The following is a 13,346-nucleotide window of genomic DNA, read 5'->3' as shown; positions in this document are numbered from 1 at the left end:
CGCCTGCATTCTTTTGAGCAGGCGGGCCACGGGCCTCAGCCGAGGTCCGGCCTTCCTCGCGCCCTCTCGTTGTTCAGGAGGGGCATGATTGCCGCATCACCTGGGCCTCATGGGCGGCGGGAAGGCGGCGTCGTGTCTTATGGGATGTCTCGGGCACAGTGTGATGGAAGGCGCCAACCGCAACCTCAGCCGTCGTCCCGGCCTTGCGCCGGGACCCATAACCCCAGGAATTTGTGTGAGGCACGCTGGTGGATCGATTTCGCTTCGCCACCATGGCCGGTGGCCATGGGTCCCGGCGCAAGGCCGGGACGACACCGGTCGTGACGCGCGAGCTCTGGCAAACGAGACATCGACCGGCGCCACCATCGCGGTTCGCCTTACGCTTCCAGCGCCGTCCTGATCATGCGCGCGAGATCGGCGCTGACATACGGCTTTGCCAGCAGCAGCACGTCGGCATCGAGCCGGCCATGATGCACGATCGCGTTCTCGGTGTAGCCAGATGTGTAGAGCACCTTCAGTCCGGGGCGGCGCTTCTCGGCCTCGATGGCGAGCTGCCGGCCGTTCATGCCGCCGGGAATGATGACGTCGGTGAACAGCAGGTCGATGCGTTCCTGGCTGTCGATGATTGTCAGCCCATCGGCGGCATTGCTGGCCGACAGCGTGCGATAGCCGAGACGGCGCACCTGAGCCACGACGTAGTCGCGCACCAGCGCATCGTCCTCGACGATCAGGATGGTCTCGTCGCCGCGCGCGACCGCCGGCCGGCCGGGCTCTGCGGCCGGCGTCTCCGGCAGTCCGGCGGCGCGCGGCAGATAGAGCTTGACCGTCGTGCCGTGGCCTTCCTCGCTGTAGATCTTGACGTGGCCGTTCGATTGCTTGACGAAGCCGTAGACCATGCTCAGCCCGAGGCCCGATCCCTTGCCGACGTCCTTGGTGGTGAAGAACGGCTCGAACACCTTGTCGAGCAGTGGAGCCGGAATGCCCTGGCCGGTGTCGCTGACCGCGATCATGACGTAGCTTCCGGGCTTGGCGTCGCGGTTCAGTTGCGCGTAGTGCTCGTCGAGCGTGACGTTCTTGGTCTCCAGGGTCAGCTTGCCGCCGTCCGGCATCGCGTCGCGCGCATTGAGCGCGAGGTTGAGGATCGCGGTCGACAATTGGCTCGGATCGATCAGCGCCGGCGCGCTGTCATGGGCCAGCATCGATTCGATCTCGATCTGCTCGCCGAGCGTCGGCCGCAGCAGACGGCCGGCCTCGACGATGAGCGCATTGATATCGGTGGCGCGCGGCTGCAGCGGCTGGCGGCGCGAGAAGGCGAGCAGGTGCCGGGTCAGATCGGCGCCGCGCTCGGCGGCGGCGCTGATCATGCCGGCGATGCCTGCGAGCTGGGGCTTGTCCTTGACCGCATCGGCAAGGATCTCGATCGTCCCGGTGATGACGGTCAGGATGTTGTTGAAGTCGTGCGCGACGCCGCCGGTGAGCTGGCCGATCGCCTCCATCTTCTGCGCCTGACGGACCTGGGCCTCGTTGGCCTCGATTTCCTGGAATCGCCGCACCATCGCTTCCGCGGCGCGGCGCTGCCGGATCTCCTCCTCGAGCTGCGCATAGGCCTTCTGCAAGGTGATGCGCGTCGGCAGCACCAGAAGCTGCGGCAGCATCTTGATCATGATGACGATGATTCCGATCGAGGTGACGCCGAGAAAGACGTTGATGACGTCCGTGATGGTCGAGGTCGGTACCCAGAGATCGACGATCGCAAGCAGGCGGGTGACCCCGACGACGGCCACGAAGGTCGCAAGCGCCCCGACGATTCCGCGGAACATGACGTCGCGCCAGCGCCGCCGCAGGAACGTGCCGACGACGAAGGCGATGGTGAAGAAGGCGCTGGCGATCAGTCCGTTGGATACGACCTGCAGCCATGCCCATACCGGCGCTCCCTGCAGACCCGCCGCTTGCACCGTCAACGTCGGCATATGCAAATCATCCTCAACAACGCAGCGCGCCAAATCCGGGGGCGGCCCGGCCGGTCGTCGTCGCAACCCGAACGGATCATTCAGCTTTTCGTCTCCGGCGCAAGGGCAATGGCGGCTTCGACGCGCATCGCGGCAGGGCGCCCTCGCCGCGAACGCCGCTCCGCCGCGCGGCGTCAAAAGCCTGCCACACATCCTTTACCGCCCGGTCACGCGGTTGTTAACGCGCCGACCTAAGCCGCTCGACACCGTCATCACCATGGGGAATGAACGAGATGTCGAACACGATCGCGCACAACCGGCGCGAGTTCCTGCGGCTGCTCGGAGCGTCGGCTGCGACCGCCGCCCTCGGCCAGAGCATCGAGCGCGCGCATGCCATTCCGGCGTTCAACCGCCACGGCAGCATCGAGGACGTCAAGCACATCGTGGTGCTGATGCAGGAGAACCGCGCCTTCGATCACTATTTCGGCGCGATGCGCGGCGTCCGCGGCTTCAACGATCCGCGCGCCGTGAAGCTTCCGAATGGCAATCCGGTGTGGCAGCAGCCGAACGGCGCGGGGGCAGTGATGCCGTTCCGCGTCGACAATGCCGGCCAGGTCTATGTCGAGGACGTCGCCCATGGCTGGAACGACGGCCAGAAGGCCTGGAACAACGGCAACTACGACAAGTGGATCGCCAACAAGGGCACCACGACGATGACCTGCATGAACCGGCAGGATCTGCCCTGGCACTATGCGCTGGCCGACGCCTTCACGGTGTGCGATTCCTATTTCTGCTCGGTGATGGGCCCGACCGATCCGAATCGCTACTACTTGTGGACCGGTTGGGACGGCAACGACGGCAAGGGCGGCGGCCCGGTCATCACCAATGCGGAAGCCGGCTACGACTGGACCACGTTTCCGGAGCGGCTGGAGAAGGCCGGCATCTCCTGGAAGGTCTACCAGGACATCGGTCTCGGCCTGACGGCGGAAGGCTCCTGGGGCTGGACCCAGAATCCGTGGATCGGCAATTACGGCGACAACTCGCTGCTGTATTTCCATCAGTACCAGAATTCGCAAGCAGGCAGCCCGCTGTACGAGAAGGCGCTGCGTGGCAGCAACATCGCCAATGGCGGCACGTTCGAGAACCTGTTCGACGGGCTGCGCAACGACGTCCGCAACGGCACGCTGCCGCAGGTGTCGTGGATCGCAGCTCCGGAGGCGTTCAGCGAGCATCCGAACTGGCTGCCCGGGCCGGGCGCCTGGTACATCTCCAAGGTGCTCGACATCCTGACGTCGAACCCCGAGCTGTGGAGCAAGACCGCGCTGCTCATCAACTACGACGAGGGCGGCGGATTCTTCGACCATGTCGTCGGCCCGTATCCGGCGATGTCGCAGGCCTGGGGCCAGTCGACCGTCGATGTGAGCACGGACCTCTTCGCTGGCGACGGAAGCCACGTTGCCGGCCCCTACGGACTAGGCGTCCGCGTGCCGATGCTGGTGGTGTCGCCGTGGTCGCGCGGCGGCTTCGTGTGCTCGGAAGTGTTCGACCACACGTCTGTGATCCGCTTCATCGAGCGCCGCTTCCATCACAAGGCGCCCGATCTGTTCGAGAGCAACATCCCGGCGTGGCGGCGCGCAGTGTGCGGCGATCTCACCTCGGCGTTCAACTTCACTTCGCCCAACGAAGGCATGGCGCCGCTGCCGAGCACGGCCGGCTACAAGCCGCCGGCCGCCGACATCACCTCCGGTGCCCGCTTCGACGACTATCATCCGGTGCCGCCGGCCAAGCAGGCGTTGCCGCAGCAGGAGCCGGGCATTCGCCCGGCGCGCCCGCTGCCCTACGATCTCAGGGTCGATGGCGACGCCGATGCTGCGCACAAGACGTTCGCGATCCGCTTCGCCAATCCGGGGCAGGCGGGCGCCTGCTTCCACGTCCGCTCCGGCAACACCGCGACCGGCCCGTGGAGCTACACCGTCGAAGCCGGGAAATCGCTGCACGGCGTGTGGGACCTCGCGGCCAGCGCCGGCCAGTACGATCTGTCGGTGTACGGCCCGAACGGCTTCTTCCGCCACTTCAAGGGCGGCGTCGCCACCACCGCCGCGCTGGTCGACGTCGATACGGTCCATCTCTGTGATTGGGATGATGACGACGATTCGCGCAGCCTTGCGATCGCGCTCACCAACAAGGGGGCGAGCTGTGTCGTGACACTGGCCGACAACTATACGGGACGCAGCCAGCGGCACCGCCTGCAGCGTGGCCAGCGGCTGGAGACGCGGGTTCGCCTGCAGCAGACCCATGGCTGGTACGACCTGACGGTCACGACGGACAGCGATGCCAACTTCAACTGGCAGCTCGCGGGTCACGTCGAGAACGGCCGGCCCAGCATCAGCGACCCGGCGATGGGCAGGATCGCCGCGACCTGATCGCGAACGATATCGGGATGCGCCCGGAGCGATTCGGGCGCATCCTCAAGATGACGAGGTGACGAGACCTTCGGGTGCTGCGTCGTCGGCATTGGGATCGCCGGGCGCCGTCGCCCAGGCAAGTTCGACCAGGGTGACGATGCGGCGGCCGGCGCCGTCGAGCTGGCACACGATGAGCCCCTGGTCCTCGATATAGGTCAGCAGGCGCTGCGCCCGGCGCAGCGAATGCGAGCCATAGGCGCGGGCGATCGCCGCATCGCTCGGGCAGGGGCGGCCGTCCTTGGCGGCGCGGGCGATCATCATGAACACGCCCTGCATGTCCTCAGGCAGCAGCGAGGCGCGCAGCGTGACGTCCTGCCAGCCGGCATCGTCGGCCGTCTCGTCGCCGCCGAGCCCGGCGCGGGCGCGGGTCAGCATGCGGCGGAACTCGTTGAGGTCGGGCACGGCCGTGCCCAGCCCCTCGATGCGGCAGCGGACGACGAATTCCTGGTAGAGCACGCCGACGGCGCGGAAGCCGGCGTCGGGCTCGGCCAAGACCGCGCGCAGCACGCGCTCGACGCGGGCTTTGCGTTCGGCGAGCTCCTCCTCGCTGACGGCGGGTGCTGGCGGTTCGGGGCGCAGCTCGAGCGCGGCGGACTTCGCCGCCATGAGCTGGTCGAGCAGCTCCGGTTGCGGCTTGCGCTGCGGCCGCGCGTTGGTCTCGGGCGGGGGTGCGGCGAGAATCACCGCGCGGGCGTCCTCTAGCGAAGCCTCCGGCAGCGGCATCAGCCGCGGCGTTGCATTGCGCGGCTTGGTATCGGTCGGGCCGATGCGCAGGCCGAGTGGACGGCGCGACAGCGCGGGCCCCAAGGCCATGAACTGGCCGCGCTCGAGGTCGCGGAACGCCTCCGCCTGGCGCCGCTCCATGCCGAGCAGGTCGGCGGCGCGGGCCATGTCGATGTCGAGGAAGGTGCGGCCCATCAGGAAGTTCGAGGCCTCGGCCGCGACATTCTTGGCGAGCTTCGCCAGTCGTTGCGTCGCGATCACGCCCGCCAGCCCACGCTTGCGGCCGCGGCACATCAGGTTGGTCATCGCGCCGAGCGAGGCCTTGCGGGCCTCGTCGGAGACTTCGCCCGCGACGGCCGGTGCGAACAGCTGGGCTTCGTCGACCACGACCAGCATCGGGTACCAGTGGTCGCGGGAGATCTCAAACAGGCCGTTGAGAAAGGCGGCCGCGCGCCGCATCTGATTCTCGGCGTCGAGGCCTTCGAGGTTGAGCACCGTCGAGACGCGATGCATCCGCGCCCGTTCGCCGGCGACCTGCAGCGCGCGCTCGGTGTGGTCCTCGGCCGCGATCACGAGATGGCCGAATCGCTCGGCCAGCGTGACGAAGTCGCCCTCCGGGTCGATGATCGTCTGCTGCACCCAGGGCGCGCTCTGCTCCAGCAGGCGGCGCAGGAGATGCGACTTGCCGGAGCCGGAATTGCCCTGCACCAGGAGCCGGGTCGCCAGGAGTTCCTCGAGGTCCAGGGCCGCAGGCGATCCCGCCGCCGTCTGCCCCATCTCGATTGCAACCGTCATGTGCCCCGACTCAAGCCCGCTTCACGCAGAGGCTGGCGCTTAACAAGCGCGGGCGCGCACGTCGAGCGTTTGCAATGGACTGTCCCAGATTGCGGGATGGGCTGTGGATGGTTCGCAGATGGAACCCGATCGCGGGCTGCCCAGTTCCCTGTCGACGCGCCTCTTGCCGTGAGGGCCGGTGCTTGGCGCCCGCGCGCATTTGACGGTACTGTGCGGCGAAAAAGGGGCCAGGAGTGAACGAGCATTCGGATGCCGGTCACGCGACGTTCAAGGCGTTCGCGCGCGGAGCCGACTTCCTGCAGGGTGGCGGGGAGATGGGGGCGCTCATGCGCATCCATGATTGGTCGCGGACGCCGTTGGGGCCGCCCGAGAGCTGGCCACAGTCCTTGCGCACTTCGATCAGCACCTGCCTGGACTGCGCGTTCCCGATCCTGATCTGGTGGGGCCCGGAGCTCGTCATGCTCTACAATGACGAGTATCGCCTAATCCTCGGCTCGCAGAAGCATCCCGCGGCGCTGGGGGCGCCAGGGCGCGCGGTATGGTCCGAGATCTGGGAGGTCATCGGCCCGATGCTGCGGCACGTCGTCGGGCTTGGCGAAGCGACCCGCTCACGCGACATGCCGCTGTTCATCGACCGCCACGGCTACCTGGAGGAGACCTACTTTTCGTTCTCCTATTCGCCGATTCGCGATGAGACCGGCGGCGTCGGCGGCGTCTTCACCCCCGTCATCGAGACGACGGCCCGGGTCGTAGGCGAGCGCCGTATGCGGACCTTGCGCGATCTTGCCGCGCGCGGCCGTGCCGACAGTCTGGCGCATGCTTGTCGCGAAGCCACCGACGTCCTCGCCGAGAATCCGCATGATGTCCCGTTTGCGCTGATCTACCAACTCAGCGAGGATCAGCGATCGGCACGGTTGTTGAGCGCCGCGGGGGGACACCCGGACAGTGCAATCGCGCCGGCGCAGATTGCCCTCGACAGTGACGGGCTGTGGCCGATCCGGGCGGCGGCGCGCGCGGTGGCGCCGATTCGCGTCGTGCTGGATCGTGGGAAATTTGCCGGCGTGCCGACCGGCGCATGGCCCGAGCCGCCACAGCTGGCGCTGGTGCTGCCGGTTGCGACGGGCCGGGAGCAGGCGACGGCGATCCTGATCTGTGGCGTCAATCCGCGCCGCGCCCTCGATGCCGAGCACCAGGGCTTCTTCGATCTGATGGCCGCTCAGCTCGGCAGCTCCTTTGCGGAGACGCTGGCCTATGAACAGGAGCGGCGCCGCGCAGAGGCGCTCGCCGAGATCGATCGGGCCAAGACCGCGTTCTTCACCAATGTCAGCCACGAATTCCGTACGCCGCTGACGCTGATGCTCGGTCCGCTCGAAGATGTCCTGCTGCGGTCGCAGGCCTTGCCGCCTGCGGATCGCGACCGGTTGGAGATCGCCGAGCGCAATGCCTTGCGGATGCTCAAGCTGGTCAACACGCTGCTGGATTTCTCGCGGATCGAGGCCGGCAGGATGCAGGCAGTCTACGCGCCGGTCGACCTCGCGAGCCTGACCGCGGAGATCGCCAGCACCTTCCGCTCGGCGATCGAGGCCGCCGGCCTCAGGCTGATGGTGGATTGCCCGCCGCTGCCGGAGCCGGCCTATGTCGATCCCGAAATGTGGGAGAAGATCGTCCTCAACCTGCTGTCCAACGCGTTCAAATTCACCTTTGCGGGCGACATCGAGGTCCGGCTCGTCACCTGCGATCGTCATTTCGAACTGAGCGTGAAGGACACCGGGACCGGCATCCCGCAGCACGAGCTGCCGCGGCTGTTCGAGCGTTTCCATCGCGTCGCCGGCGCGTTCGGCCGCACCCATGAAGGCTCGGGCATCGGGCTCGCGCTGGTGCATGAGCTCGCCAAGCTGCACGGCGGATCCGTCGCAGCGACCAGCGAAGCCGGGCAGGGCAGCACGTTCGCGGTCAGGATTCCCAGGGGACGAAGTCATCTGCCGTTCGACCAGGTCGACGCGGCGCCAGCGCAGGAACCGATCCTTCGCGGTGCGCGGCCCTTCATCGAGGAGGCGTTGCGCTGGCTGCCGGATCCGCCGCCGCTCGACGCGCATGCCGTTCCGGACATCGACATCACCACCCCGTCAGCCGACAGGGCCGGGCCGCGCCCCCGTATCCTGCTGGCCGACGACAATGCCGATATGCGCGACTATGTCCGCCGCCTGCTCGCCACGCGCTACGATGTCGAGACCGTCGCCGATGGTGAAGCCGCGCTCGCGGCCATCGCCCGCGACAAGCCCGACCTCGTTCTGTCTGATGTGATGATGCCGCGCATCGACGGCATGCAGTTGCTTGCGCGGCTGCGCGCCGATGAACGGGTCGGCACTATCCCGCTGATCCTGGTGTCGGCCCGGGCCGGAGAAGAGAGCCGCGTCGAAGGCATGGAGGCCGGTGCGGATGACTATCTCATCAAGCCGTTCAGTGCGCGTGAACTGCTGGCGCGCGTCGAGGCGCATCTCAAGATGGCCCGTCTGCGTGCCGAAGCGACGGAGCGGCTGCGCGCCAGCGAGGAGCGCTATCGCGCTTTCGTAACCGCGAGTTCCGACGTCATCTATCGCATGAGCCCCGACTGGCGGGAGATGCGCCAGTTGCAGGGCAAGGACTTCATCGCCGATACAATGAACCCGAGCCAAGGCTGGCTCGCGAAATACATTCATCCGGACGATCAGGCGCAGGTGACTGCGGCGATCAGCAGGGCGGTCGCGACGAAAAGCATGTTCGAGCTGGAGCACCGTGTCATCCGGATCGATGGCAGCCTCGGTTGGATCCATTCGCGCGCCATCCCCATTCTCGGGCGTGACGGCGAGATCATCGAGTGGTTCGGGACGGCGCGCGACATCTCCGAGCAGAACAAGGCCGAACGGGAGTTGCGCAAGAGCGAGGAGCGCCTGCGCAGCGCGGTCGAGGTCGGTCGGCTCGGCCTGTGGGACTGGAACGTCGCGACCGGCGAGGTCTACTGGTCGGACGAGCACTTCCGCATGGAAGGCTATGGCGTTGGCGAACTGACTCCGAGCTACGAGGCCTGGGCGGCACGCATCCATCCCGACGATCGTCCCGCAGCCGAAGCCGCGCTTCACCGCGCGATGGAGGCGCACCAAGAGTATGTCAGCGAGTTTCGCGTGGTGCATCCGGGCGGCGCAATTCGCTACCTCTACGGCCGTGGGCGCTTCTTCTATGACGACGCGGGACGACCGATCCGCATGACCGGCGCCATGGTCGACGTGACCGAGCGGCGTGAATGGGAGGAGCGGCAGAAGGTGCTGGTGGCCGAACTGCAGCATCGCACCCGCAACCTGCTGGGCGTGGTCCGCTCGATGGCCGACAAGACGGCGCGCGCCAGCACCGATCTCGGCGATTTTCGAGCTCGCTTCCGTGATCGGCTGGATACGCTGTCACGCGCCCAGGGCCTGCTGTCCCGCCTCAAGGAGCATGATCGCGTCACCTTCGACGATCTGATCCGTAGCGAGCTGTGGGCTGTCGCCGGCGGTTCGGAGCGCATCGGGCTGTCGGGGCCGTCCGGCGTAAGGCTGCGGTCGTCGACCGTTCAGACCCTTGCCATGGCGCTGCACGAGCTCGCCACCAACGCGGTCAAGTATGGCGCGCTGGCGCAGCCGTCGGGCCGGCTCTGCGTGGTCTGGTCGCTCGAGCGCGAAGGCGCGGAGGGACAGCCCTGGCTGCATATCGAGTGGCGCGAAAGCGGCGTCGACATGCCGCCGCCAGCCACGATGCCCAGCGGCACGGGGCAAGGGCGCGAGCTGATCGAACAGGCCTTGCCCTATCAGCTCAGCGCGAGGACCTCGTACGCCTTCGAATCCGACGGTGTCCGTTGCACGATATCGATTCCCGTTTCGCTCACCACACTGGAGCTCGAGGATCATGCCTGAACGCTCGCTTCGCGACCGTCATATCCTCATCGTCGAGGACGAGTACATGCTTGCCGACGAGCTGCGCTGCGCCTTCGGCGACGCCGGCGGCACGATCCTGGGCCCGGTCGGAACCGTCCCCGACGCGCTCGCCTTGATCAAACGCGAGGGGCGGATCGAAGGCGCCGTTCTCGACGTGAATCTGCGCGGCGACATGGCGTTTCCGGTTGCCGATCTGCTGGTCGAACGCGGCGTGCCCTTCGTCTTCACCACCGGCTATGACGAATCGGTTATTCCGGACCGCTTCTCGAAGATCCTCCGCTGCGAGAAGCCGATTGCCGTCGATGGGATCATGCGCGCGCTCGGACGCCTGATCAAGAAGACGGCGCCGCAATGACGCGCCGGTCGGATGGAGCTGGGCGCCTCACACCTCGCGCCGGCTGAGGAAGGCGAGCCGCTCGAACAGGTGGACGTCCTGCTCGTTCTTGAGCAGCGCACCGTGCAGCGGCGGGATCAGCTTCCGCGGGTCGCGCTCGCGCAGCTGCTCAGGACCGATGTCCTCGTTGAGCAGCAGCTTGAGCCAGTCGAGCAGCTCGGAGGTCGACGGCTTCTTCTTCAGGCCGGGCACGTCGCGGACCTCGAAGAAGATGCGCAGGGCCTCCTCGACCAGTCGCTTCTTGATGTTCGGGAAGTGCACGTCGACGATGCGGCCCATCGTATCCGGATCGGGGAACTTGATGTAGTGGAAGAAGCAGCGGCGCAGGAACGCATCCGGCAACTCCTTCTCGTTGTTGGACGTGATGATGACGATCGGGCGCAGCTTCGCCTTGATGGTCTCGTTGGTCTCGTAGACGTGGAATTCCATCCGGTCGAGCTCGAGCAGCAGGTCGTTCGGAAACTCGATGTCGGCCTTGTCGATCTCGTCGATCAAGAGCACCGGTCGCTGCTCGGCCGTGAAGGCCTCCCACAGCTTGCCGCGCTTGATGTAGTTCTTGATGTCGGACACCCTGGAGTCGCCGAGCTGGCTGTCGCGTAGCCGCGAGACGGCGTCGTATTCGTAAAGGCCCTGCTGCGCCTTGGTGGTCGACTTGATGTGCCAGGTGAGCAGCGGCGCGTTGACGGCCTTGGCGACTTCCTCGGCCAGCACGGTCTTGCCCGTCCCCGGCTCGCCCTTCACCAGCAGCGGGCGCTCGAGCACGATCGCCGCATTGACGGCCACTTTGAGGTCGTCGGTGGCGACGTAGTCCTGGGTGCCGGTAAATTTCATTGCGTCTCGCTCATCGTTCGAACTTGTGTTGAGTGGCTACACAGCGGCAACGCCGCTGCGGCCTTAAGATGATGGCTGCCATCGGAAGCAGAAATAATCAAGCGCGCCTGATCAATGAGAGGATCACGAGCACGATGACGGCGCCGATCGTGGCGTCCAGGATCGCCCCCAGCGTGCCGCTGGCAAGCGCAATGTGCAGCGCCGGCAGCACGTAGCTTGCGACCAGCGCGCCGATGATGCCGATGACCATGTTGCCGATCAGGCCGAAACCTGCGCCGCGCACGATCAGCCCCGCCAGCCAGCCCGCGACGGCGCCGATGATCAGTGCTGCAATAATACCCATCAAAGCCCCCATTCCACCTGTTGTTCCAGGGATTGTAGAGCAAAATGCCGGCGGGTCCAGCGTGGGGCGTGGAGCGGCCCTTGACGCGCCCTCCCAGCCGCGCGATCTAATGGGCATGTTCCTGCAATTCTTCACAGCACTGCGCGATGCGCAGGTCCCGGTCTCCTTGCGTGAATATCTCACGCTGATGGAGGCCGTCGACGCCGACCTCGCCGAGCATTCGGTAGAGAACTTCTACTATCTCTCGCGCACCGCGCTGGTGAAGGACGAGCGCAATCTCGACAAGTTCGATCGCGTATTCGGCACCGTGTTCAAGGGGCTGGAGAACCTGCTCGACGCGATGGAGAAGGCCGAGATTCCCGAGGAATGGCTGAGGAAGCTGGCCGAGAAATACCTCACCGAGGAGGAGAAGAAAGAGATCGAGGCCATGGGCTGGGACAAGCTCATGGAGACCTTGAAGAAGCGCCTGGAGGAGCAGAAGGGCCGTCATCAGGGCGGCAACAAGTGGATCGGCACCGCCGGCACCTCGCCGTTCGGCGCCTATGGCTACAACCCCGAGGGCGTCCGCATCGGCCAGGAGAAGAACCGCAACAACCGCGCCGTGAAGGTGTGGGACCGGCGCGAGTTCAAGGATCTCGACGGCAATGTCGAGCTGGGCATCCGCAACATCAAGGTGGCGCTGCGCCGGCTGCGCAAGTTCGCCCGCACCGGTGCGCCCGACGAGCTCGATCTGGACACCACGATCCGCGAAACCGCCAACCACGGCTATCTCGACGTGCACATGCGTCCCGAGCGGCGCAATGCGGTGAAGGTGCTGGTGTTCTTCGACATCGGCGGCTCGATGGATTCCCACGTCGCGCAGGTCGAGGAGCTGTTCTCGGCCGCCAAGAGCGAATTCAAGCACATGGAATATTTCTACTTCCACAACTGCCTCTACGAGGGCGTATGGAAGCAGAACAAGCGGCGTTTCACCGACCGCACGCCGACCTGGGACGTGCTGCACAAGTACCCGCACGACTACAAGGTCGTATTCGTCGGCGACGCCTCGATGTCGCCTTATGAGATCATGGTGCCCGGCGGTTCGGTCGAGCACGTCAACGAAGAGCCGGGGTCGGTGTGGCTCGACCGCGTCATCCGCACCTATCCACACGCGGTGTGGCTCAATCCGGTGGCGCAGAAGCACTGGGACTATTCTGAGTCCACCACCATCATTCGCCGCATCTTCTCCGAGCGCATGTATCCGATCACGATTGAGGGATTGGAAGCGGCGATGAAGGAGCTGGTCCGGTAGGCAGTCCCGTCATTCCGGGCGGTTCGGTCCTGACCGACCACCCCGAATGACGAGGTCGAAACGGCGCCGCGCGACGGCTGGACACGACGAAGGAAGAAGGCATGCCCCAGACCATCACGCGCGGCATCAAGGCGCTGCTCGATGAAGCCAACGCCGAGATCGAGACGCTCTCGGCGGCTGAGGCGATCGCGGCGGCGAAGCGCGACGATGTCGTGATCGTCGATATCAGGGATCCCCGAGAGATCGAGCGCGAGGGCAGGATTCCCGGCGCGTTCTCGTGCACCCGCGGCATGCTGGAGTTCTGGATCGACCCGCAGAGCCCCTATGCCAAGCCGATCTTTCAGCAGGACAAGACGTTCATCTTTCATTGCGCCGGCGGCCTGCGCTCGGCGCTCGCGGCCAAGACCGCACAGGACATGGGTCTGACGCCGGTCGCCCATATCGGCGGCGGCTTCGCGGCGTGGCGCGACGCCGGCGGGCCGGTCGAGGCCTGGGCGCCGAAGAAGAAGGATTGATCGCTGCCCATCCCGCGCGGACTTGACCCGCGTGTCCATCGCTTCGACAAGGTGGATCGCCGGATCTCAAGTCCGGCGATGACGACTGAATGT

9 protein-coding genes are annotated in these 13,346 nt (G+C 66.2%); 5 read left to right on the top strand and 4 right to left on the bottom strand.

Annotation, left to right across the window (positions count from 1 at the left end):
• Positions 1-377: 377 nt before the first annotated feature.
• Positions 378-1,970, bottom strand: coding sequence for an ATP-binding protein (locus ACQR0U_RS25115; protein ID WP_315717857.1), 1,593 nt, complete (start codon positions 1,968-1,970; stop codon positions 378-380).
• A 272-nt stretch (positions 1,971-2,242) separates the two neighbouring features.
• Between ACQR0U_RS25115 and ACQR0U_RS25110 the strand changes: the two genes are divergently transcribed.
• Complete coding sequence (locus ACQR0U_RS25110) at positions 2,243-4,372, top strand: phosphocholine-specific phospholipase C (protein WP_315827126.1); 2,130 nt, start codon at positions 2,243-2,245, stop codon at positions 4,370-4,372.
• Between the two features lie 45 nt (positions 4,373-4,417).
• On the opposite strand, the gene ACQR0U_RS25105 is transcribed toward ACQR0U_RS25110, so the two are convergent.
• Positions 4,418-5,932: an ATP-binding protein gene (locus ACQR0U_RS25105; RefSeq protein WP_315750236.1), complete on the bottom strand. Its 1,515-nt coding sequence runs from the start codon at positions 5,930-5,932 to the stop codon at positions 4,418-4,420.
• Positions 5,933-6,165: 233 nt separating this feature from the next.
• Here ACQR0U_RS25105 and ACQR0U_RS25100 point away from each other — a divergent pair, with 233 nt between their 5' ends.
• The gene (locus ACQR0U_RS25100; protein WP_434872307.1) at positions 6,166-9,858 is read left to right on the top strand and encodes a PAS domain-containing protein; all 3,693 of its coding nucleotides are present in this window, start codon (positions 6,166-6,168) and stop codon (positions 9,856-9,858) included.
• Positions 9,851-10,234, top strand: coding sequence for a response regulator (locus tag ACQR0U_RS25095; RefSeq protein WP_315717853.1), 384 nt, complete (start codon positions 9,851-9,853; stop codon positions 10,232-10,234). The genes ACQR0U_RS25100 and ACQR0U_RS25095 overlap by 8 nt, the downstream gene beginning before the upstream one ends.
• A 27-nt stretch (positions 10,235-10,261) precedes the next feature.
• Here the strand turns inward: ACQR0U_RS25095 and ACQR0U_RS25090 are convergent, their stop codons facing one another.
• Positions 10,262-11,104, bottom strand: coding sequence for an AAA family ATPase (locus ACQR0U_RS25090; RefSeq protein ID WP_315717852.1), 843 nt, complete (start codon positions 11,102-11,104; stop codon positions 10,262-10,264).
• 97 nt (positions 11,105-11,201) lie between these two features.
• Positions 11,202-11,447, bottom strand: a complete 246-nt coding sequence (locus ACQR0U_RS25085; RefSeq protein ID WP_315717851.1) for a GlsB/YeaQ/YmgE family stress response membrane protein — start codon at positions 11,445-11,447, stop codon at positions 11,202-11,204.
• A gap of 115 nt (positions 11,448-11,562) precedes the next feature.
• Here ACQR0U_RS25085 and ACQR0U_RS25080 point away from each other — a divergent pair, with 115 nt between their 5' ends.
• Both ACQR0U_RS25080 and ACQR0U_RS25075 read left to right on the top strand, forming a co-directional pair.
• Positions 11,563-12,738, top strand: coding sequence for a vWA domain-containing protein (locus tag ACQR0U_RS25080; RefSeq protein ID WP_315827124.1), 1,176 nt, complete (start codon positions 11,563-11,565; stop codon positions 12,736-12,738).
• A 101-nt stretch (positions 12,739-12,839) separates the two neighbouring features.
• Positions 12,840-13,253, top strand: a complete 414-nt coding sequence (locus ACQR0U_RS25075; RefSeq protein ID WP_315717849.1) for a rhodanese-like domain-containing protein — start codon at positions 12,840-12,842, stop codon at positions 13,251-13,253.
• Positions 13,254-13,346 lie beyond the last annotated feature (93 nt).

Source organism: Bradyrhizobium sp. HKCCYLRH3097 (assembly GCF_051167875.1).
GTDB lineage: Bacteria > Pseudomonadota > Alphaproteobacteria > Rhizobiales > Xanthobacteraceae > Bradyrhizobium.
Note: the sequence above shows the minus strand (reverse complement) of the source record. Positions and strands in the feature narration are given on the sequence as shown.

What these genes read in the sequence shown, in the direction of transcription:
- ACQR0U_RS25085 (WP_315717851.1), bottom strand. Translation starts at nt 11,447, where the DNA reads ATGGGTATTATTGCAGCACTGATCATCGGCGCCGTCGCGGGCTGGCTG.
- ACQR0U_RS25105 (WP_315750236.1), bottom strand. Translation starts at nt 5,932, where the DNA reads ATGACGGTTGCAATCGAGATGGGGCAGACGGCGGCGGGATCGCCTGCG.
- ACQR0U_RS25075 (WP_315717849.1), top strand. Translation starts at nt 12,840, where the DNA reads ATGCCCCAGACCATCACGCGCGGCATCAAGGCGCTGCTCGATGAAGCC.
- ACQR0U_RS25115 (WP_315717857.1), bottom strand. Translation starts at nt 1,970, where the DNA reads ATGCCGACGTTGACGGTGCAAGCGGCGGGTCTGCAGGGAGCGCCGGTA.
- ACQR0U_RS25080 (WP_315827124.1), top strand. Translation starts at nt 11,563, where the DNA reads ATGTTCCTGCAATTCTTCACAGCACTGCGCGATGCGCAGGTCCCGGTC.
- ACQR0U_RS25090 (WP_315717852.1), bottom strand. Translation starts at nt 11,104, where the DNA reads ATGAAATTTACCGGCACCCAGGACTACGTCGCCACCGACGACCTCAAA.
- ACQR0U_RS25110 (WP_315827126.1), top strand. Translation starts at nt 2,243, where the DNA reads ATGTCGAACACGATCGCGCACAACCGGCGCGAGTTCCTGCGGCTGCTC.
- ACQR0U_RS25095 (WP_315717853.1), top strand. Translation starts at nt 9,851, where the DNA reads ATGCCTGAACGCTCGCTTCGCGACCGTCATATCCTCATCGTCGAGGAC.